This is a genomic window from Agrobacterium genomosp. 13 str. CFBP 6927, from assembly GCA_900012615.1.
Lineage (GTDB): Bacteria > Pseudomonadota > Alphaproteobacteria > Rhizobiales > Rhizobiaceae > Agrobacterium.
Map to the genome: position 1 here is coordinate 147,282 of LT009757.1, position 19,513 is coordinate 166,794.

A 19,513-nucleotide genomic window follows, 5' to 3' on the forward strand; every position below is an offset into this window, starting at 1 on the left:
GCACCGTTTCGTGCGAAACACTAAAGAAAATTCAGCGTGACCAGCGCCAGAATGAGATAACGCCCGACCTTGGCGATGGTGACCAGCAGCAGGAAGACCGGCAGCGGTTCCTTCATGATGCCGGCGGCAACCGTCAGCGGATCGCCGATCAGCGGCGCCCAACTGAGCAGAAGAGACCATTTGCCGTAACGCCTGTACCAGTTTTGCGCCCTTTGCAGCGCCGCTTCGCCGATGGGAAACCAGCGCCTGTGCCGAAAGCGCTCGATGCCCCGGCCCAGCAGCCAATTGGCAAAGGAGCCGGCGACATTACCGGCACTGGCCACCGCGACCAACAGCCAGACGGGCTGGGCTTTCAAGAGAATAAGCCCCGCAAGTGCCGCCTCCGACTGCATGGGCAGGATGGTCGCCGCAACAAAAGCCGTCAGAAACAAGCCCGCATATACCGCAAGATCGGCCATGCCTTACCCTTCATCACTTGCGAATCCCGTCATCGCCGCCCAAGTGCCGGATGACGGCGGCTGCCGTCAAGCACGGTGGCGCTGGCCGCATCCGGCTTTAGCGGGGTTTGGCGGCAACCGCGCGGATAATATCGTCAAATGCGACATCCAGCAGCGCCTTGTGAACAGACAATTGCCGGTTTTGGCCGGATGGGGACAGAACGAGGATCACCGTTTCTACAGGTGGGCAATCCGGCAGCGCACAGGAAAGCTCGCTGACGGAAACGATATCATCCGCCGAGAGGTGAAGCAGCTCCCGCGTCCAACGTTTCAGAAGCCGGGCCTGTGCGACGATCGCCGAGCCGCTGCGGGAAAGCGGATTTGTTGCCGTCATCGGGAAACCTTTTGCCTCGCCTGCGAGGCCAATGTGTCGAAAAGATCGCGGATAGGCTGCTGCGGTATATCCATGCCGATCAGGACAATGCGGGTTGAGCGGTTGCTGTCCGGCCAGCCGGCCAGCCGGGTCAGGGGATAAAGCCGGTGCTGCACGGCGTGAGCGACCACCGGGCGCTCTGGATCATCCGTCGCGCCAAAAATTCCCTTGAGCCGCAGGAGACCGGAGTGAACATTACTGGTGACCAGTTCAAGAAAGGTGACGATCGCCTGCGGATCGAAAGCCCCGTCGAATGTCAGATCGAACGCTTCAACCCCGACGCCGTGCCGGTTGATATCGTGCCAATGGCCGGCATGCAGGCTCAGCCTGTCCGCTGCCAGCCACCCCGGCACATCCTCCGGCTTGCCGCGCAATGAATAATCCGCTGGCGCGAAAAGCGACGGCAGATTGAAATCACCGGCATTGCGATCATGAAGACGCGCCGCGGGATTGAGATCGGAGAGGCTCTCTCGCTGCATCGCCGTCGCATCGGCAAGATCGGTTTTGGTCAGGACGATATGGTCGGCGAAGGCGAGCTGTTTCCAGCCTTCGATGAAACTGTCGAGCATCATCCGGCCCGAAGTGACGTCAAAGGCCGTGACGACGCCAGAGAGATGAAAGTGCCGGGCAACGATGTGGTCGCGCAGGCCGATAGCGGGCGTGCCGCCGGCAATGAGGCTATTGATGATCGGCGCCGGATCGGCAAGGCCGGTGGTTTCGATGACGACCCGCGATATTTCCGGCGTCACCCCCTCCAGAAAGGCCTGATGCAACTCGTAAAGTGAGGTTCGGATATCGCTGGTGGCGGTGCAGCAGATGCAGCCTGTCGTGGTCCTGAAATATCGTTCCGAACCCGTGCGGACCAGGCCGTGATCAATGGGCACCGAACCGAACTCGTTGACGATGACGGCGGCATCGCGCATGGCCGGCTCGTTCAGAAGCTCGTTCAGAAGCGTGGTCTTGCCCGCCCCGAGAAAACCTGTGAGCAGGGTGACGGGTACCGTTCCTGCGGATTGCGTGATGGCCGAATCACTCCTGAGCGCATCCGCCTTCTTTCGTTTCATTCCGAACACATCCACACCTTCAGCCAGCAAACCTTATGATGGCTTACTATGTTATGTAATAACATATCAACATGCCTGAGAAAGATTTTACGTGCTTTTGTCGTCGCCGGCCCGGTGTGGCGCGAAGGCGCCTTTCAGCGAAGGAGTTGGGCTGGCTGGTTTCACACCGCTGGCAGAGGAACGGGGGAGCGCCGGAGTTTCAGGAGAAAACTCGATCCTGGCATTAAGGAACCAATCCCCTTGCCCTGCGACACACTACGCCCGCAAGCATACGAAAAAACCAAAGCGCGCCAAAAATGGAATAATAAAACCGTTTCGTTCACTTTCGTTTTAATCGTTCCACGTTCTATTGCATTTTCGTTAGAGTTCGCTTTAAATCAGGCCGCTAATACAGAAAGGGTCGCCCACAGCCATGTCGAGGAGGATAGGCTGGAATAAGGGGCTGTATCTTTTACTGTTTTTAAAACGGGAGGAATGACCTTGAAAAAACTCAGCTACCGCCTCGCTGCGGCATCCGCGCTTTCGTTTTTTGTCACATCGAATGCTTTCGCTGCGACGGAGATCCAGTGGTGGCACGCCATGACCGGAGCCAATAACGAAGTCGTGGACGCGCTTGCGAAAGAGTTCAACGAAAGCCAGAAAGACTACAAGATCACGCCCGTGTTCAAGGGCACCTATCCGGAAACGCTGAATGCCGGCATTGCCGCATTCCGCGCCAAGCAGCCGCCGGCCATCATTCAGGTGTTCGACGCCGGTTCCGGCGTGATGATGGGTGCCGCCGGTGCCATCAAGCCAGTGGCGGATGTGCTGAAGGAAGGTGGCTACACCTTCAACAAGGATGAATATCTGGCCGGCATCGTCGCCTATTATTCCAAGCCGGACGGCACCATGCTGTCCTTCCCTTACAATTCATCCTCGCCGATCCTCTATTACAACAAGGACACCTTCCAGAAGGCAGGCCTTGACCCGGCCAACCCGCCGAAGACCTGGCCGGAAGTTTTCGAAGCCGCCAAGAAGATCAAGACCAGCGGTGCCGCGCAGTGCGGTTTCACCTCCACCTGGCTTACCTGGATCCAGACCGAAAACTTCGCCGCCTGGAACAACGTCTCCTATGGCAGCAATGAAAACGGGCTTGGTGGTACGGATGTGAAGCTTGCGGTCAACGCGCCGCTCTTCGTCGAGCATTTCCAGGCGATTGCGGATCTCGCCAAGGACGGCACCTTCCGTTATGGCGGCCGCACTTCGGAAGCCAAGCAGCTGTTCATGTCCGGCGAATGCGGCATCCTGACCGAATCCTCCGGTGGTCTCGGCGATATCGTCAAGACCGGCATGAATTACGGCATTGGCCAGTTGCCCTATTATGAAGGCCATGGTCCGCAGAACACCATTCCCGGCGGCGCCAGCCTCTGGGTATTCGGCGGCAAGAGCGACGCCGAATATAAGGGTGTTGCCGAATTCTTCCATTTCCTCTCGCAGACCAAGATCCAGTCTCGCCTGCATCAGGTCTCCGGCTACATGCCGGTAACGATCGCGGCCTATGAGGAAACCAAGAAATCCGGCTTCTACGACAAGAACCCTGCCCGCGAAACGCCGCTGCTGCAGATGATGGGCAAGCCGCCGACAGAAAACTCCAAGGGCGTGCGCCTCGTGAACCTGCCGCAGGTGCGCGACATCATGAACGAAGAGTTCGAGGCGATGCTGGCCGGCAAGCAGGACGCGAAAGCCGCCCTCGACAAGATCGTCGAGCGTGGTGACGCAGCCATCAAGCAGGCCGCCGGCAACTAATCGATCCCCTGCCCCGCCCGCATCCTTATCCGATGCGGGCGGCATTCCCACGTCATCAGGAGATCGCCGTGCAAAGCGTCGTATTCCCCAACAAGATCCTGCCTTATCTGCTGGTCGCACCGCAGATCATCCTCACGGTGGTCTTTTTCTTCTGGCCCGCAAGCCAGGCGCTCTACCAGTCGACCATGCGCGAGGACGCCTTCGGGCTGAGCAGCAACTTCGTCGGACTGGCCAATTTTTCGGCCGTGCTGTCGGATGAGAGCTATCTCAACTCCCTGCACGTCACCGTCATCTTCAGCGTGCTGACCGCCCTCGTCTCCATGGGGCTGGCGCTGCTTCTGGCGACGGCGGCGGATCGGGTGGTGCGCGGCAAGGGCTTTTACCGCACCATGATGATCATGCCCTATGCCGTGGCGCCTGCCGTCGCCGGCATGTTGTGGCTGTTCATGTTCAACCCCGCCATGGGCACCTTCTCTTATATCCTGCGCCGCAACGGCATCATGTGGGATCCGCTGCTTGACGGCAATCAGGCCATGCTGCTGGTGGTGGCCGCCGCTGCGTGGAAGCAGATCAGCTATAATTTCCTGTTCTTTGTCGCAGGCTTGCAGGCAATTCCGAAATCATTGCTGGAGGCGGCCTCCATTGACGGCGCGCGCGGTTCGCGGCGCTTCTGGACCATCGTTTTCCCGCTGCTGGCACCGACAACCTTCTTCCTTCTGGTCGTCAACACGGTTTACGCCTTCTTCGATACATTCGGCATCATCCATGCCGTCACGGGCGGCGGCCCCGCCAAGGCGACGGAAACGCTGGTCTACAAGGTCTATAATGATGGCTTCGTGAACCTGAACCTCGGCTCTTCCGCCGCGCAATCGGTCATCCTGATGGTGATCGTCATTGCGCTCACCGCCTTCCAGTTCCGCTTCGTCGAGAAGCGGGTGCATTACGGCTGAGGATTTCACAATGATTGAAAATCGCCCGGTCGCCCGCATGGTCGCCCATCTGATGCTCATTCTCGGCATCATCGTTGTGGCCTTCCCGATCTATTACACCTTCGTCGCTTCTTCCATGACGTCGACGGATATCATCCGCCCGCCCATGTCGCTTTTGCCCGGCGATCATCTGGGCGCCAATTACACCGACGCCATGGCCGGTGGCGTCGAAAGAGTGGTTGGCGTCAGCCTCGAGCGGCTGCTGTTCAACAGCTTCGTCGTGGCGCTCGCCATCGCCATCGGCAAGATCGTCATTTCGTTCCTGTCGGCCTTCGCCATCGTTTTCTTCCGCTTTCCCTTCCGCATGGGCTTTTTCTGGATGATCTTCATCACGCTCATGCTGCCGGTGGAAGTGCGCATTTTGCCCACTTACAAGGTCATCGTCGACCTTGGGCTTATCGACACCTATGCGGGATTGACGCTACCGCTGATGGCGTCGGCCACGGCAACCTTCCTGTTCCGGCAGTTCTTCCTGACCATTCCCGGTGAACTGGTCGAGGCGGCGCGTATCGACAATGCCGGTCCATTCCGCTTCATGCGCGATATTCTGCTGCCGCTGTCGAGAACCAATATCGCCGCCCTATTCGTGATCCTGTTCATCTATGGCTGGACCCAGTATCTCTGGCCGCTGCTCGTAACCAACGACGCCAAGATGAACACGATCATCATCGGCCTCAAGCGCATGGTGGATTTCACCGACGCTTCGACGCCCTGGAATTATGTGATGGTGACGGCGATCCTCGCCATCATCCCCCCGATTATCGTTGTGGTGCTGATGCAGCGCTGGTTCGTCAAAGGTTTGGTGGAGACCGAGAAGTAATGGCAAAAATTGCGCTGAAAGACGTCCGCAAGGTTTATGGCGGCAATGTCGAGGCCATCAAGGGCGTATCGATGGATATCGCCGACGGCGAAATGATCGTGCTCGTCGGCCCCTCCGGTTGCGGAAAATCCACCCTGCTGCGCATGATCGCCGGGCTGGAGGGCATATCCGGCGGCCAGATCATCATCGGCGACCGCGTCGTCAACGATCTCGAACCCTCCGACCGCGACATCGCCATGGTGTTCCAGAACTATGCGCTTTATCCGCATATGACGGTGCGCCAGAACCTTGCCTATGGCCTGAAGAACCGCAACACGCCGAAGGAAGAGATCGAACGGCGCATCACCGAGGCGGCCAAGGCGCTGGAGATCGAGCAGTTCCTGGAGCGCAAGCCGCGCCAGCTTTCCGGCGGCCAGCGCCAGCGTGTGGCCATGGGCCGCGCCATCGTGCGCAAGCCGGCGGCCTTCCTGTTCGACGAACCGCTCTCCAACCTCGATGCCAAGCTGCGCGTGCAGATGCGGGTGGAAATCCGCCGCCTGCAGCGTTCGCTCGCCACGACCAGCGTTTATGTCACCCATGACCAGATGGAGGCCATGACGCTGGCCGACCGGCTGGTTGTGCTGAATGCCGGCCGCATCGAGCAGATGGGCACGCCGATCGAGCTTTACGAAAAACCCGCGACCACCTTTGTCGCCACCTTCATCGGTTCACCTTCCATGAACCTGCTGAGCCATGGCGCGACATCGGCAAACGGCTCTTCCGGCTGGTCGGTGCAGGGAACCACGGCGCTACCGCAGGGCGTCGCCACACTCGGCATCCGCCCCGAGGATATCACCCTTGCCGATGAAGCCCCGGCAGACGCCACCTTCACCGGCACCGTGCAGGTGGATGCCGTGGAACTGGTGGGAGCGGAGAGCTATGTGCATGGCTCCTTCGCAGACGGCACCACCATCGTCTTCCGCGTTCACGGTCGCTCGCAGCTGCGCATCGGCGAAACGCTGCGGATCGCCGCCCAGGCAAAGGATTTCCATCTGTTCGACGCGTCGGGCAAACGGATTTGAAACCGAGCGCACCGGCATAGCCGCCCCCTGCGGCAATGCCGGTGTATTCATGTTGATGATATCGCCACTTGAGCGGGCTGGCGTGAGGCGAGTTTCTTCCCGAGCTTTTGTGACGGCAGCTCGATGAACCTGTAGCTCACATAAGCCATGATCACCGTCAGGGCGAAGGTCAGGATGATGGTGACGTGAACAGGATAGGGAGCCAGTTGCCGATAGGGGAGAACATATTCCACGATCGGCTGGGCGACCGGGCCAAGCAGATACACGGAATAGCTTATCGCGCCGAGCCAGACGAAAACCGGGTGCGTGATACGAAGCTTTGTCGTGAAGAGCGCAGACAGCGCCATTCCCGCATAATAGGCAATCGTATAACGGTACCAGGTCTCACCGAACCCCATATCCACATTATAGCTCAGAAGGCTGACGACAGGCACGGTGAAGATGATGAGGAGAGATGTGGCAAGGATGAGCCGCCGCATATGCGCGCTCGCTTCTTCACCCGCGCCGTGACGCCACAACAATCCCCAGAACATGACGGTCAGTCCAAGCGGAATGGCGACCGGCAATTTGATGCCCGTACCATATCGCGCGGCCCCCATGGCGACGGCGCAGAGCAGGAAGAACACCACAGCACCCGCTGCCGCCTCCGGCTTATGGAGAAGCCTGACATAGAACAGCATGGCGCTGACGACATAAAACAGGATTTCTATCTGCAGCGTCCAATAGACGCCGAGAATATTTTGTTGCCCCAGAAACTGTTGCAGCATCGTCCCATTGGCAATGATCTGGCTAAGCGTGAAGACATCTCCGCGCAGCTGCGGGATAATCAACAGAGCAAGGATCATCGACCCCCAGTAAGCGGGGTAGAGCCTGAAAAATCGCGAAATCGCAAAGCTGCGCAAGGGCGCCTTGTTTGCCTTAAGCAACGAGAAGGGAATAACAAACCCGGAAACGGCAAAGAACATAACGACGGCGATCTTGCCGAGATCGAAGTATTCCGAAAAAAAGTAAAACAGATAATGCTCGACCACATAGGTCGAAAATCTGTTCTTATAGGCGACTTCGGCAATGTGAATGTATATCACCGCCAGAGCCGCTATGCCTCGAATGGAATCGACGTAAATCCAACGCCCGGGATTGCGCTCCGCGCTCATCAATACCTCATTCAAAATTTGTTATAAAAATACAATATTCAGCAATGTAGACTTGATTATACTGCCGCCCAAACAGGAATTGCAACAGGTCATGCTCTCTTTGACGGCCTGTGCTCCCAAACAGCTGCGGCACACCGCATTCCGACCCTCAATCGGAACGCGGCGCGACGACGCCAGCGATGTGGGGCGCTGTTTCAAAGCTGACAGCAAGCAAACTCTGCCCGCCCCCCCCTACCAGACGAGCTCCACCTGCGGCCGGCCATTGGAGGTTTTCTCCACCGTGCGACCGGACGTATCGACGTTGCAGTGAACGCGCTGCCGAAAAGCGGAAAAGCTTTCGAAACTCACCACATCCACGGGATCATCGAGATGCAGGGTCAGCCGGTAACGTTCGGGATCGCCGCCGAGCGCCTGCACGCCCAGCACCGAAGCCACGAAGGGCTGGCCGAGGTAAAACCCTTCCACCCGCGACCCCAGAAGATAGGGGTTGAAGGCGGGGCGGTTACCGGCCGTGGCGTGCAGGGTATTCCAGTCGCGGAAGCCATATTGCGCGGCGATGAGTTCCAGCGCCTTCGAATGGGTGATTGCCTGCCCCTCACCTTCAAGGGCGGCGCGTAGGCGTTTTGCCTGTTCTTTCAGCCCCTCAAGTGCGGGAAGCGGTTTGGACACGTTCATAACGGTTCTCCAACATGTGCATGCCGACTATTCCGAAGGGGGTCCGCGTTGCCATCGACGACATGCAAAACATGGGATGACCGTTATTAAAGAAAGAGCTTCACCAGGGGCGCAAGCGCCTGCGGACGGCCGGGGCTCTTTGCCCGTGGCCGTCCCTATAGCTCAGAAAGCGCCGCCCGTCAAAGGGAGCGCCCGGCACCCACGCAATCAGAAGCGGTAGGTGATACCCGCGCCGATCAGCCATGGATCGAGCTTTGCCTTGCCGCTGATCGGCGTGCCGCCGAGTTCCGCCGTCCAGTCGGTTTTCAGGAAGATTTTCTTCACGTCAAAGTTCACGCCCCAATGCTCGTCCAGCATATAGTCGAAGCCCACCTGCACGGCCGCGCCGAGCTTGTTCTTGACGTCGAGATTGCTGAAACCGGGCTTTTCCGACTGATTGTAGAATAGCGAGTAGTTCACACCCGCACCGATATAGGGCTTGAAGGCGCCGAAGTCGGTAAAGTGATATTGCAGCGTCAGCGTCGGCGGCAGCAGCCACGTCTTGCCCACAGGCGTGCCGGCCAGCACACCTTCGCCATTGATTTTGGCATAGGTGGTACCAAGGATAAGCTCGGCGGCAAAGTTTTCGGTGAAGAAATAGCTGATGTCGAGTTCGGGGATTACGGTGTCCGAATAGGACAGGCCCGCACCCGGCACACCGTCAACGCTGCCGCTGTCATGGGTGATGACACCAAGGCCGCGCACGCGCAGCATCCATGGGCTTGCCGCTGCAATCGCCTCTTCGGCGGTGGGTGCCGGTGCTGCCGCTGCAAGATCGGCAGCCATCGCATTGGCCGACATCAATGTGGCCGCGACGCCAACCGCGACACTGGCAAGCAAGGCGGTTTTTTTGGTCCTGTTCGTCATTCCATCTCTCCTATAGCGCGCCGCAGCCGGGCAAGCCCGGCAAACCGGCTGATGACGGCGGGCCTTCGCGAATCCTCGCTTGCCGCAACCGCTTGGGGCCACTATCGCGAAGGGAGAGGCAAACGGATTGAGATGGATCAAACCGAAAGGCCAATGGCGAGCCAGAACGGCGAGCCGGCGTGCATTGTGACAATTGCGCAACGAACAGCCATGACAATGGTCAATATATGGATTGTCGCCGGCGGCCGGAAAACACGAAGAGGGCCTGCGAATACAGGCCCCCTTGCTTGTGTGGATTCGCCTTCAGGCTGCCTGCGGCACCAAAGTGGCAGAACCCGGTTTTTTAAGAAGCAGCACCGAGACAGCCGCGATCATGCACATCAGGCCGGCAATCTGGAGCGCGGGCATGTAGGTGTCGAAGTCGCTCTTGAAGAAACCGGCGCCGAAGGCGGCGGTAGCCGCCCCCAGCTGGTGGCCTGCAAACACCCAGCCGAATACCAGCCCCGCCTTTTCGCGACCGAAATTCTCGGCGGCAAGCTTCACTGTCGGCGGCACAGTCGCAACCCAGTCCAGCCCGTAGAATACGGCGAAGACCGAAAGCTCCACGAAGCTGAAACCCGAGAAGGAAAGATAGATGAGAGACAGACCACGCAGCCCATAAAACCAGAAGAGCAGGAAGCGATTATCGAAACGGTCGGAAAGCCAGCCGGCGAATATGGTGCCGAAGAAATCGAAAATGCCGATTACCGCCAGCGTGCCGGCCGCCGTAACCGCAGCCATGCCGAAATCGCCACAGATGGAAATCCAGTGTGTCTGGATAAGGCCGTTGGTCGAAAGCCCGCAGACGAAGAAAGTGCCGAACAACACCCAGAATACCGGGTTACCGGACACGCTCTTCAGCGTTACAAGCGGTGATGCCAGCGTTGCAAGGAACTTGTGATCCTGCTGCGGCGGCTTTGCCACCACCGTCTCGCCATAGGCGGGCAGGCCGACATCGGCGGGATGGTCTCGCATCAAAAGCAGCACGAGAACCATGGCAGAAGCAATCACCGCAACAGACAGCGTCAGGGCGGTGCGCCAGCCATAAGCTTCGGTCAAGGCCGCGAGCAACGGCAGAAAAACCAGCTGGCCGGTCGCATTGCTGGCCGTCATCAGACCGATCACCAGTCCCCGGCGCTTGGAAAACCAGCGTGACGCCACGGTCGCGCCCAGCACCAGCGCGGTCATGCCGGTGCCGACGCCGATAACCACGCCCCAGAGCAGCAGCAACTGCCACACCTCAGTCATGAAAAACGAGGCGACGATGCCGCCCATGATCAGGGCAAGCGCCGTCGACACCACCTGGCGAATGCCGAAATGGTTCATGAAGGCAGCGGCGAAAGGCCCGAGCAATCCGAAAAGCACCAGCCTGACCGCCATGGCCGACGAGATATCGGCGATGTCCCAGCCGAATTCCTGATGCAGCGGCTGGATCATCACCCCCGCCGATCCCATCGCCCCGGCGGTTGCCAGCATGGTCAGAAAGGTGGTTGCGGCAACAAGCCAGCCATAATGTATATTTCTGTCGGCCATCCAGCTGGCGAGGCGTGTGGAGAGCATGTTCAAAATCCTTTTCCAGCGGCCCACGGCCGAAATTTTACGGGTATATACCCTATTTTGCGGGCAGATACCCGTTTCATCATCAAAAAACTACAGGGCTGCGAGCAGTTCCTGCAATTGCGCGGTTTTTTCCGGCCCAAGCCGGGCCTCGATCTCATCCTGCACCCCGTCCCAGAGCGGCGCCCCCGTCTTCAGGATCGCGTGGCCCTCCTCCGTCACGGTCAGCATCGCTTCACGCTGATCCTCACCATGGCCGATGGCCACCAGCCCCATGCGGGCCAGCACCTTGGTATTGCGGCCGACGGTGGAGCGATCCAGTTCCACCCGCGCGGCAAGATCCGTCAGCGACACCGGCGCCATGCGGCTGATATTCCGCAACAGGCTGAACTGGCCGATATTGACGCCAAGCGGCGCCAGGGCCTCGTCATAATAGGACGAGACCTTGCGGGATGCTTTGCGCAACAGGATGCAGTGGCAGCTATCGTTTGACATTTGTTTCGGGTATATACCCGCAATGCATCTGAGGCAAGAGACATCAGGCACATATTGTAAGGAGTCACGGATTCTGACCGGGAGTCACAAAAGTGTCCTTAGTATTTTTTGATTATCCCAAGTGCAAATCGAAAATTGCCGTTCGACAGCAAATCAAATGCACAAAAACGAAATATTTCTATTGTACTTTTCGAGGAAAACACCTTCCAACTAAATACTCAAAGCATCACCTCACCTACTGTCTCAGTGTATATTTTTATTATATTAATTATTATTCGGTGCTTTTTAGCTTTTATATTTCACCTCGTCAATTTTTACCCAAATGAACAATACGAAATCGGCCTCATGATGAAAGAATATCCGACAGCCACCGCCGAAACAGTTGCCGTCAAAATGAGCGTTCAGACTGCTGAGTGCCGAGCCGTCATCGCCCGCGGGCTAGATTTGCGGTGGAACCTGCATCGCAGGGGGGCAAATCTATGGCGCATAGGGTCTGCGCACGATTGCGCGTTCTTTATCGAAAAGATCGATAAGGACGCCCAAGTGCTTTGGCGTAAACGCGATGATGGCTATCCAGTCGTCTTGTCTATCCTGACAAGGAGGACTCTGTGGAGGACATCACATTCTAACTCATTTTGATTTCCGGTATGACGGTAATCCAGCTCTTCAGCATTGGGCAGGTCCTTTCAGGGACTTCAGCGACATGTAGCTCCTTCCAGAGATTATCGACGCGGCTGTTGATCGACCCCCAGTAACTCAGTTAGTCGAAATGCCAGAACCCAAGAAAACTATTCAAAGTACTATGAAAATGGTACAAAAGGCACGCCGCTTGGTTGTAGCTTGCATTCGATTTGTGAAAAGTGAGTCCATCTCGAAACCCTTCAAGTCGAGCTAATTTGGAGCGAAAAAGATGCCAGAATTTGTACCAGACACTGACGACGTTATGATTGACGTCGACCGCGAGGATGAGCTCAACGCGGGTAAAATCACAGAAGTGAAGAAGTTTACCGTCCTTAGGCTTAATCAAAAGCACGGGCTTGATGCGGCTGAAATCTCACAGCAACTCAAACTGAACCGCGTAGAAGTTGAGCAGGCGCTAGCCGAATTTCAAAAGCAATCGCCGATTTTTAGGTAGCTGCGAGCACGAGCCCTTTGTTCTGCACCGAATTCATCGTCATAGAAGTCGAATTTCCCTTTCCAGGAGCAACGGCTTCCGATCAATAAGGCCTTGCTGAGCTTGATTGGAACAGCACAGCCTGGAATCGACACCGTACTCTCTAGGTCTGCGATTGACCAAATTAATGTGGGATCGTCGTCTTCGACCGCCTCACGAGCAGTCTTTTCTTCGCTTGTGTCTACATTGGTTAGTTTATTGAGTTGAGCCTTGATAGCGTGTCTCCCGCGCTCACCGTTCCAACTCTCATCGGTTGGAAGAAATCCAGCCTTGGCCCAGACATATGATCCACTATCGATGGCGGTTACCTCGACACTTCGTAGATTCAGTTTGACCGCTAGGCGGAAACAGTTCGCCATCAGTGTGGTACCTATCCCTCGCCCCTGCATTTCCATCTCAACGCTTGTTGTTGCGGGATAAAGTACGCTGTTACCGAAATCCATTCGACGCCCCGAAAAGAAGATTTTGGATGCCGAATCTGCGCTTTCAAACTCGATGTCCGTGTAATTGCGGAGTACATCCAATTTGTCCAACGTGATCATCTTTTGGCCGGGTGTCCCGTCTGTGAGAAACATTCCTACGTCTTTAGGAAGGAACTCGTGCTTTTTGAAACGCTCCCCCCACCAGGAGATCATATCGTCGGAAATAACTACACGCGTCTGAACTCCAGATGTAAAAGCCTCTGCAACTGTTGGATAATACAACTCGCTGACCCCGTGAATTATTTATACAGCGATGGCTTAAAATGTGCGCCCTAAAAATTGATTTAACGGACGCGGACGCCGATCATCAAGTTTCGAGAGCGTCCACATAAGCAAACACCCCAGGCCCTCCACCCGTCATCAAAAACAAGATGTCAGAATTCTTCGGGACCTCTCCATTATCGAGGTCCTCAATCAGGCAAGCCAGTGCCTTCCCGCCATAAAAAGGATTAACGAAAATTCTCTCCCCGCGCGCGAGCGAGTTTATCGCCTGCTTCATCCAGGAAGTTGACATGCCGTATCCCTCACCGACCTGTTTGCCGTCATCAGCTTCTCCGGGAGGCATCTGGACGACTTTGCCGACTAATTAAAATCCTTCAGTAGACTTTCTGGCTAAAGTGCTCAACGCGCATTGCAGTGTAACAGTGGTGAGTGTCGTGACGAACTATTTTGCTGTTTGCCCGTTATCTCGTGAACGATGGAAGAGACCTCAACATGATTAGACTGCTCGCCGCGGCGATAGTCGCACTCGCATCCTCGAAGGTAATCGCCATGGATAGTCTCGCTGCGCTCGAGTGGAAGAACCGCGTCGTCGTCGTATTCGGAAATCCGGAAGACCCTAAATTAGACCAACAGATCGCTCTCCTCGCTAGTCAGGAGAACGAACTTACAGACCGTGATATGTTTATTATTCGGGTCTCGGGCGGCGAGGCTCGCGCCGTCTACGGCGACGGTGACAATCTTAGACTGGATGCTGCCGCGATCAGGAAAGACGCTGATGTAAGTGACGGGCCTTTCCAAGTAGTCCTCTTGGGCAAGGACGGTAGCGTAAAGCTCCGCAGTAAACGCATCGTCGAGAATATCGAAATCTTCGACCTTATCGACAGCATGCCGATGCGCAGAGCAGAGAAAGGCTAAGTTCGCCAGGACGCGATAAGTCAAGGCCGTCGACAACCGAAACTTCATCCAGCTGCCGTAAAGGTCCTTGGAGGGCATCATTTATTATCACGATCATCAGATCGATTGAGACTTATTAGCCCTTCTCCAAAAGAGGGTTATTTGAATCATTTACACTTGAAGCACTCACGCCGTCGCCCCACTGCGATCTTATTCGCTATGGAGCGACAGGTGTGACGATCAATATAAATTCGACACTGGCAATCGCGTCTCACGAACAGCGAGTAAAGCTACTATGCCTAGCTGGCGTACATGGCGATTTGGCAAGGCGAGATTGAAACCTCGGGTTCTGGTCTAATTGTTGTTACGATAGTGTCGATTTCTTATTTCCAGTGTTCGGTCGGCATTTAGCCGATAGGTCTCATGCACTTCCCTGTGCATAGCGTCGTAAAAGCTGTGGGAGAATGTACTTCCAATTGGTGACCTACTGAGCACGTTGTTTGGCTGACCACCGTAAGTGATGCTACCCGGAATTGGCTCAAGATTGGCTTTCGCTTGTGTAACGAGGCCATCGACCGAAAAACACGCGATGGCGACTGCGATTAATTTCCTCATGACACACCTCACTCGTTGATGATGTTATGCGGCTGTCGGAGCGCTGCAAATTGATACGCAACTACACGAGGGCAAACGCACTACCGAACCCCCGATACGGCTGATTGTGACCTTTTGCGGCTTGTTCCGGTAGTTAATCGTCGAGAAACACCGTGAAGCTTTATTGCCCATCATTTCGCCCGGTCGGCATAGGCAGCAAGGCTCAAGGCAACGGGTCGCTAAAATTTAGGGCTAGCGACTGTCGAGGGATGGAGCTTCTCTTGGAAAGGATGGTCTGCAGGCGGTGTTTAATCGAGCAAACGTCTGACCACAGCCGATTAGCGTTAAACGAATCTGCCCCCAGCTGCCGCTACTTGTGCAAAGGTATCAACATCTAAGAGGGCCGAGGGACCAATCTCAACGCCCAAAACGGGTAATTTCGATGCCTCGATTAAGGTACGAGCGCCAGCATCCCCTCGAAGGCTCATAATCATAGGAAGTAGTGCGTGGGGAATTACAACTGGATTTCCAGGAGTTTCGCCGCAGATCGCGCGTACGATTGATCTTCCTTTTTCAGCTTGGAAAGCCGAAATCAGTGTGTCGAGGTGATGCGCCGTCAAGCCTGGCATATCAGCTAGCATTACGAGAACGCCTTGGGAATTTCTCACCGCAGCCTCAGAACAGGCAGTTACGAGAGAGGACGCCAACCCGTGAGAGAAGTTTGGATTAAAAACGATGGTTATAGGCAACCCGTAAATCGCGCTCTCAATCTTTTTTCGTTCATGACCCGATACGACGACGATTGTTGAGGCTCGACTTTTCAAACCTATCATTACCGAGCGACGGATTAATGGTATCCCATCAAACTCCGCAAGCAGTTTGTGGTAACCTTCTCGACCCATCCGGCTCGATCTGCCGGCAGCCAAGACGACAATTGCGACGCCCGCCTTCGATGCTTTTGGTTCCTCACCGCTCATTTTTATAGTTCAAGCTCTTTTCCTAAGCGTTTAATGGACTAGGGTACCAAGGCTAAGCGTGCTGCTGCGACGTCCGCGACAATTGAAAGTGCGAGTGAGTTCGCATCACGCGCAGGACCAAAAATTCCGATTGGCGCTTTGATCCGAGAAATTTCCTGGTTGTTCACCCCGGTCATTAAAAGACGCCGGGTGCGTTCGCGGTGGGTACGCTCGCTCCCCAGCGCTCCGATGTAAAAAGCATTCGAGTAAAGCACCGCATTAAAGATTGGAATCTCTTTCTCTATGTCGTGATGGAGAAGAACGATCGCGCTATGAGCATCTGTGGCTTCTGCAAAATCGAAGTTTCCTTCTGGGTGCCACACTACGTCGAAGCCTGCTGCATCAGCCACTGCTTTAACAGCGCGAGCCTCCACACCGTTTCCTGAAATCAACAATCGTGTCGCTGGGCGATAGACTCTCACAAGTTCACCGTTGCCCCATGACGTTCGTCTCGGCGGCGATACAATGGATAGACTTGCATCACGCGATGAGTACCGGAGTGCGACCGGGCTTCTATGCGCGAGTGCATGAACTACATGCTGTATTTGCGACACACCCCGCAGTACATGGATAGCAATCGTTATTCCTCCGCCACAAGGTAAGACAATATCGAAGAAGCGTGAGCCTGCCCCCAGTTCGATGAGCCGATCTTTTCCCTCCGCAATAGCCAACAGCGCTTCCGCCGCTACCACCGCTTCGACACACCCTCCGGACACGCAACCGCAAAATCTTCCATCAGCAGCAATGGCGACGTGTGAACCGATCGCCCTCGCTGCTCCTCCTCTGATTTCCACAAGGGTCGCAAGCGCAGCGCCGCCCTGTCGAAAAGCATCCGCAGCAAATTTGAGGACTTCAGCATCGTCGTCTGCCACTTCCACTTTGACAGGCTCCCGAGACATCATCGAGAGTTCTTTGAAACTCATGGTCATATCTTTCCGCCGCAGGCTTTCGTGGTTAGTCTGGACACTTCGCGACCGTAATTCGCCAAGACGCTCGAGTGCCGCCAATGCTCTCCAGTCACGAGTGACACCTGCCTCGGCGACGGGCATGAAACAGAACCGCTTCGGTGCCGCCGATCTCAACGGAGCAAGCGCCCCAGCTCGCGCTTTCTCATCCGGATTTCATAAAATTGAGCTAAAGATGGCATCGGGCGCGACGTTACGCGCGTGAAGTGTCGTGAACTTCGGTGAATCTCGGTCAACCCATCACGCAAACTATTCCGTGCGCCCCACTAACGGCACGTCGAGATACCGTAAGTCGTACGCACCCGACCATAGCGCGCCGACTAGGCTGATTTGAACAATGGACTGTCAAAGTCGGTCGACACCGACACGTCCCTCCAATTGGCGATAATATGCTCGTCGGATTTATGTTTCGCCTCCAAGGCGGCAATCGTATCACTTCCGACTGGCAATCGTACCGGCGGCTCATCCGCATCCGAAAATTCGACGACCAGCCGCGCGAACCTCTCTGGATCGCCCGGTTGACTGTGGTTCAAGTTGGCTGCGTGTTCTCGGACAGCCCCTGCCGTCTGATCATAGTCAGCGAACCGGGTCTTGCTGACGGACAGCGAAGACGAATCCAAGAAATCTGTTCGGAAGTAGCCAGGCTCAATCACCGTCACAAATATTCCGAGAGGCAGGAGTTCGGCATGCAGGGCTTCAGACAAACCCTCCACAGCAAATTTCGTTGAGCAATATACGCCGAAGCCAGCCGATGCTCGATAACCTCCGATTGAAGAAATATTGAGTATCCGCCCCGATTGCTGCTTGCGCATTTGTGGGAGCACCGCGCGAGTGACCGTTAACAGCCCAAACACGTTGGTCCGATAGAGCCGTTCGACTTCCTCCGACGAAGCCTCTTCGACGGCACCGAGCAACCCAAACCCCGCATTGTTGAGCAGGACGTCAATCCGTCCGAAGCGATCGACGGCACCTTCAACGGCTTGACGTCCTTGATCTTCGTTCGTGACATCGAGCGGGGCAGCCATCAAGTTTTTCCGTTCGCCGAACTTCTGGGTTAGTACAGCGGCATTGCGGGCCGTGGCAACCACGTTGTCCCCTCGCTCAAGTGCCAGTTCTGCGATGCGGGCACCGAACCCGCGGGATGCGCCGGTAATAAACCACGTCTTCATCTCCGCCTCCTGAAAGAATTGAACTGATATCCTGCGGTTACAATGTCGACCAAACACAGTGGATGGTCAGCTCTACTGCACGACCTCGACGGGAAGCCTTGTCCAAAGATCGTTAAAAGCAATGCTGTCGAAGAAAGCCGAAGCCCTGACAATTTTTCCTTCGTTTAGGTCAAGGAACCACGCATAGGTGTTCGCGTATGGCTTGCCGTCTTTTGCTGTCCCACTCGCGTCGAAAAACACGATGACGGTATCACCCTCGCTATAGATGTTGCGGATTGTGGGTCTTAGCCCGACACTCATTCGGGCATTGAACGGTCGAATAACTTCACCAATGAATGCCGCCTTACTGGAGTAGCTTTTGGAAGCGAGGGAGTTACCGGTGATAGTCCAGTTCACGTCGTCGGCCAAAAGGTCGTAGGGACTTCCTGTTCCACGTGCCCATGCCGCAAATGCACGTTGCACAATCTGCTTGCTCTCCAACTGGTCAGTCGCGTGCGCTACTTCCGGAAATGTCCCCGATGTTGCCAACGTCATGAGGACGGCTATCGCCCGGACAACGATATATCCGGGGACGCATGATCGCCATTTTCTGTTTCTCATCTCATTATTCCTTCTCAGGAATTTGCTTGGTTGTCAGAGCGAGGAGCGGAACCAGCCACCCTAGTTACTTGGTCAAATCTGATTATCCCAGGCCTTGAGTTGATGTTCCTTGAGCATGTCTTCGATGATTTTGGGGCAGACATTTCGGAATTTTCCAGTATCAGCTGGAACGATTTCGATCATGCGATCGATCATTTCTTTGGCATCCATTCGACCCTCCGGCGTCGCAAAGAAGTCGTCGAAGCCTTTTCTCAGGTCCGCGCGCTTTGTAAAGTTCTTGCTGTCATCCATCCATCGAAACGGATTGTCGGCCATGGTTTCGTTGTAACCAGTATAGTAAGCGCCGGGGTTGATAGTCTGGACTTTGATGCCGTATGCGGCCAGCTCCTGCTGCAGTGCTTCAGCGATAGACTCCAGGGCGTGTTTTGTAGATACGTAGGTGCCCCAGTTAGCTGGCGTGAAAAGGCCACCCATTGACGAAGTGAAGACTATCTTCTTTCCATGGTGCTTACCTTCACGAACCCATCGCTGGACGACGCCTTGGGTCAAAACAAGGGGGAGGAAGACGTTAGTCTCGAAGTTGCGGCGTACGATGTCGACTGGAATCTCCCAGACAGGTCCTGGTTCGCCTTGTCCGGCATTGTTCCACAGGATATCGAAATCCCATCTCTGCGCCTGCTGGATATCGTAAGGGTCGGCAAGGTCGAGCCGCTCAACACGAATGCTGTCAGTTAGGTTAAGTTTCTGGACCTCTTCTCGCAATGCCGTGACCATCGGTGAGACTTGGCAGGTCGCAATGATGTTGTGGCCATTTTTGGCCATGCCTATTGCCGCTTCTTTTCCGAAGCCCGACCCCCCTCCAGTGACAAGGATTGTTTTCGGCATGCGCGTCTCCTTTCTTGAATGATCTAATCAAGCGCCTTGGGGAACAGCTCTCAGAATCTCGAGAGTAATGACATTGTTAAACTTGGTGACCCCGATG

The 19,513-nt window shown here is 55.8% G+C and carries 20 protein-coding genes; 6 read left to right on the top strand and 14 right to left on the bottom strand.

Going from position 1 to position 19,513, the window contains the following annotated elements; genetic code table 11:
* Positions 1 to 20: 20 nt before the first annotated feature.
* The 3 genes from AGR13A_RS15065 to AGR13A_RS15075 form a co-directional block, all read right to left on the bottom strand.
* Positions 21 to 458: a YqaA family protein gene (locus tag AGR13A_RS15065; RefSeq protein ID WP_080837088.1), complete on the bottom strand. Its 438-nt coding sequence runs from the start codon at positions 456 to 458 to the stop codon at positions 21 to 23.
* Between the two features lie 97 nt (positions 459 to 555).
* Positions 556 to 831: a hypothetical protein gene (locus AGR13A_RS15070; protein WP_080837090.1), complete on the bottom strand. Its 276-nt coding sequence runs from the start codon at positions 829 to 831 to the stop codon at positions 556 to 558.
* The gene (locus AGR13A_RS15075) at positions 828 to 1,934 is read right to left on the bottom strand and encodes a CobW family GTP-binding protein (protein WP_080837092.1); all 1,107 of its coding nucleotides are present in this window, start codon (positions 1,932 to 1,934) and stop codon (positions 828 to 830) included. Before AGR13A_RS15075 ends, AGR13A_RS15070 begins: the two co-directional genes overlap by 4 nt.
* Before the next feature lie 474 nt (positions 1,935 to 2,408).
* Here AGR13A_RS15075 and ugpB point away from each other — a divergent pair, with 474 nt between their 5' ends.
* The 4 genes from ugpB (at position 2,409) to AGR13A_RS15095 (ending at position 6,589) form a co-directional block, all read left to right on the top strand.
* Positions 2,409 to 3,719: a sn-glycerol-3-phosphate ABC transporter substrate-binding protein UgpB gene (gene ugpB, locus AGR13A_RS15080; protein ID WP_035228176.1), complete on the top strand. Its 1,311-nt coding sequence runs from the start codon at positions 2,409 to 2,411 to the stop codon at positions 3,717 to 3,719.
* Between the two features lie 68 nt (positions 3,720 to 3,787).
* A complete protein-coding gene (gene ugpA / locus AGR13A_RS15085) occupies positions 3,788 to 4,669 on the top strand; it encodes a sn-glycerol-3-phosphate ABC transporter permease UgpA (RefSeq protein ID WP_035228177.1) in 882 nt (293 codons plus the stop codon).
* 10 nt (positions 4,670 to 4,679) lie between these two features.
* A complete protein-coding gene (gene ugpE, locus AGR13A_RS15090; protein WP_080837094.1) occupies positions 4,680 to 5,528 on the top strand; it encodes a sn-glycerol-3-phosphate ABC transporter permease UgpE in 849 nt (282 codons plus the stop codon).
* Entirely contained in the window at positions 5,528 to 6,589 is a 1,062-nt protein-coding gene (locus AGR13A_RS15095) for a sn-glycerol-3-phosphate import ATP-binding protein UgpC (protein ID WP_080837096.1), read from the top strand. Before ugpE ends, AGR13A_RS15095 begins: the two co-directional genes overlap by 1 nt.
* A 47-nt stretch (positions 6,590 to 6,636) precedes the next feature.
* Here the strand turns inward: AGR13A_RS15095 and AGR13A_RS15100 are convergent, their stop codons facing one another.
* The 5 genes from AGR13A_RS15100 to AGR13A_RS15120 form a co-directional block, all read right to left on the bottom strand.
* Positions 6,637 to 7,743: an acyltransferase family protein gene (locus AGR13A_RS15100; protein WP_080837097.1), complete on the bottom strand. Its 1,107-nt coding sequence runs from the start codon at positions 7,741 to 7,743 to the stop codon at positions 6,637 to 6,639.
* Between the two features lie 231 nt (positions 7,744 to 7,974).
* Positions 7,975 to 8,418 carry a glyoxalase superfamily protein gene (locus AGR13A_RS15105; RefSeq protein WP_080837100.1) on the bottom strand — a complete coding sequence of 148 codons (444 nt, stop codon included), beginning with the start codon at positions 8,416 to 8,418 and terminating at the stop codon, positions 7,975 to 7,977.
* A 207-nt stretch (positions 8,419 to 8,625) separates the two neighbouring features.
* Positions 8,626 to 9,324 (bottom strand): OmpW/AlkL family protein, encoded by a 699-nt coding sequence (locus tag AGR13A_RS15110; protein ID WP_080837101.1) that lies wholly within the window; start codon positions 9,322 to 9,324, stop codon positions 8,626 to 8,628.
* A gap of 303 nt (positions 9,325 to 9,627) precedes the next feature.
* Positions 9,628 to 10,923 carry an MFS transporter gene (locus AGR13A_RS15115; protein WP_035228188.1) on the bottom strand — a complete coding sequence of 432 codons (1,296 nt, stop codon included), beginning with the start codon at positions 10,921 to 10,923 and terminating at the stop codon, positions 9,628 to 9,630.
* A gap of 90 nt (positions 10,924 to 11,013) precedes the next feature.
* Positions 11,014 to 11,415 carry a MarR family winged helix-turn-helix transcriptional regulator gene (locus AGR13A_RS15120; protein WP_035228191.1) on the bottom strand — a complete coding sequence of 134 codons (402 nt, stop codon included), beginning with the start codon at positions 11,413 to 11,415 and terminating at the stop codon, positions 11,014 to 11,016.
* 910 nt (positions 11,416 to 12,325) lie between these two features.
* On the opposite strand from AGR13A_RS15120, the gene AGR13A_RS15130 reads away from it, so the two are divergent.
* Positions 12,326 to 12,550 carry a hypothetical protein gene (locus tag AGR13A_RS15130; RefSeq protein WP_080837104.1) on the top strand — a complete coding sequence of 75 codons (225 nt, stop codon included), beginning with the start codon at positions 12,326 to 12,328 and terminating at the stop codon, positions 12,548 to 12,550.
* On the opposite strand, the gene AGR13A_RS15135 is transcribed toward AGR13A_RS15130, so the two are convergent.
* Positions 12,523 to 13,293, bottom strand: coding sequence for a hypothetical protein (locus AGR13A_RS15135; protein WP_139786071.1), 771 nt, complete (start codon positions 13,291 to 13,293; stop codon positions 12,523 to 12,525). The two genes, AGR13A_RS15130 and AGR13A_RS15135, sit on opposite strands and share 28 nt — an antisense overlap.
* A gap of 492 nt (positions 13,294 to 13,785) precedes the next feature.
* On the opposite strand from AGR13A_RS15135, the gene AGR13A_RS15145 reads away from it, so the two are divergent.
* Positions 13,786 to 14,208, top strand: coding sequence for a DUF4174 domain-containing protein (locus tag AGR13A_RS15145; RefSeq protein WP_080837110.1), 423 nt, complete (start codon positions 13,786 to 13,788; stop codon positions 14,206 to 14,208).
* 917 nt (positions 14,209 to 15,125) lie between these two features.
* On the opposite strand, the gene AGR13A_RS15155 is transcribed toward AGR13A_RS15145, so the two are convergent.
* From AGR13A_RS15155 to AGR13A_RS15175, 5 genes are all read right to left on the bottom strand, one after another.
* Positions 15,126 to 15,758, bottom strand: a complete 633-nt coding sequence (locus AGR13A_RS15155; protein WP_080837113.1) for a nucleotidyltransferase family protein — start codon at positions 15,756 to 15,758, stop codon at positions 15,126 to 15,128.
* A 38-nt stretch (positions 15,759 to 15,796) separates the two neighbouring features.
* The gene (locus tag AGR13A_RS15160; protein WP_080840209.1) at positions 15,797 to 16,720 is read right to left on the bottom strand and encodes an XdhC family protein; all 924 of its coding nucleotides are present in this window, start codon (positions 16,718 to 16,720) and stop codon (positions 15,797 to 15,799) included.
* Positions 16,721 to 17,082: 362 nt separating this feature from the next.
* Positions 17,083 to 17,931, bottom strand: coding sequence for an oxidoreductase (locus tag AGR13A_RS15165; protein ID WP_080837115.1), 849 nt, complete (start codon positions 17,929 to 17,931; stop codon positions 17,083 to 17,085).
* A 72-nt stretch (positions 17,932 to 18,003) separates the two neighbouring features.
* Positions 18,004 to 18,531, bottom strand: a complete 528-nt coding sequence (locus AGR13A_RS15170) for a nuclear transport factor 2 family protein (RefSeq protein WP_080837117.1) — start codon at positions 18,529 to 18,531, stop codon at positions 18,004 to 18,006.
* A 72-nt stretch (positions 18,532 to 18,603) separates the two neighbouring features.
* Entirely contained in the window at positions 18,604 to 19,416 is an 813-nt protein-coding gene (locus AGR13A_RS15175; RefSeq protein WP_080837120.1) for an SDR family oxidoreductase, read from the bottom strand.
* Between the last annotated feature and the right edge of the window lie 97 nt (positions 19,417 to 19,513).

Bases quoted from the DNA above. Each gene is read 5' to 3' on its own strand.
- AGR13A_RS15110 (WP_080837101.1), bottom strand. From the start codon at position 9,324: ATGACGAACAGGACCAAAAAAACCGCCTTGCTTGCCAGTGTCGCGGTT.
- ugpE (WP_080837094.1), top strand. From the start codon at position 4,680: ATGATTGAAAATCGCCCGGTCGCCCGCATGGTCGCCCATCTGATGCTC.
- AGR13A_RS15165 (WP_080837115.1), bottom strand. From the start codon at position 17,931: ATGAAGACGTGGTTTATTACCGGCGCATCCCGCGGGTTCGGTGCCCGC.
- AGR13A_RS15120 (WP_035228191.1), bottom strand. From the start codon at position 11,415: ATGTCAAACGATAGCTGCCACTGCATCCTGTTGCGCAAAGCATCCCGC.
- AGR13A_RS15130 (WP_080837104.1), top strand. From the start codon at position 12,326: ATGCCAGAATTTGTACCAGACACTGACGACGTTATGATTGACGTCGAC.
- AGR13A_RS15100 (WP_080837097.1), bottom strand. From the start codon at position 7,743: ATGAGCGCGGAGCGCAATCCCGGGCGTTGGATTTACGTCGATTCCATT.
- ugpB (WP_035228176.1), top strand. From the start codon at position 2,409: ATGACCTTGAAAAAACTCAGCTACCGCCTCGCTGCGGCATCCGCGCTT.
- AGR13A_RS15170 (WP_080837117.1), bottom strand. From the start codon at position 18,531: ATGAGAAACAGAAAATGGCGATCATGCGTCCCCGGATATATCGTTGTC.
- AGR13A_RS15115 (WP_035228188.1), bottom strand. From the start codon at position 10,923: ATGCTCTCCACACGCCTCGCCAGCTGGATGGCCGACAGAAATATACAT.
- AGR13A_RS15095 (WP_080837096.1), top strand. From the start codon at position 5,528: ATGGCAAAAATTGCGCTGAAAGACGTCCGCAAGGTTTATGGCGGCAAT.
- AGR13A_RS15065 (WP_080837088.1), bottom strand. From the start codon at position 458: ATGGCCGATCTTGCGGTATATGCGGGCTTGTTTCTGACGGCTTTTGTT.
- AGR13A_RS15070 (WP_080837090.1), bottom strand. From the start codon at position 831: ATGACGGCAACAAATCCGCTTTCCCGCAGCGGCTCGGCGATCGTCGCA.
- AGR13A_RS15075 (WP_080837092.1), bottom strand. From the start codon at position 1,934: ATGAAACGAAAGAAGGCGGATGCGCTCAGGAGTGATTCGGCCATCACG.
- AGR13A_RS15160 (WP_080840209.1), bottom strand. From the start codon at position 16,720: ATGAGTTTCAAAGAACTCTCGATGATGTCTCGGGAGCCTGTCAAAGTG.
- AGR13A_RS15175 (WP_080837120.1), bottom strand. From the start codon at position 19,416: ATGCCGAAAACAATCCTTGTCACTGGAGGGGGGTCGGGCTTCGGAAAA.
- AGR13A_RS15145 (WP_080837110.1), top strand. From the start codon at position 13,786: ATGATTAGACTGCTCGCCGCGGCGATAGTCGCACTCGCATCCTCGAAG.
- AGR13A_RS15155 (WP_080837113.1), bottom strand. From the start codon at position 15,758: ATGAGCGGTGAGGAACCAAAAGCATCGAAGGCGGGCGTCGCAATTGTC.
- AGR13A_RS15105 (WP_080837100.1), bottom strand. From the start codon at position 8,418: ATGAACGTGTCCAAACCGCTTCCCGCACTTGAGGGGCTGAAAGAACAG.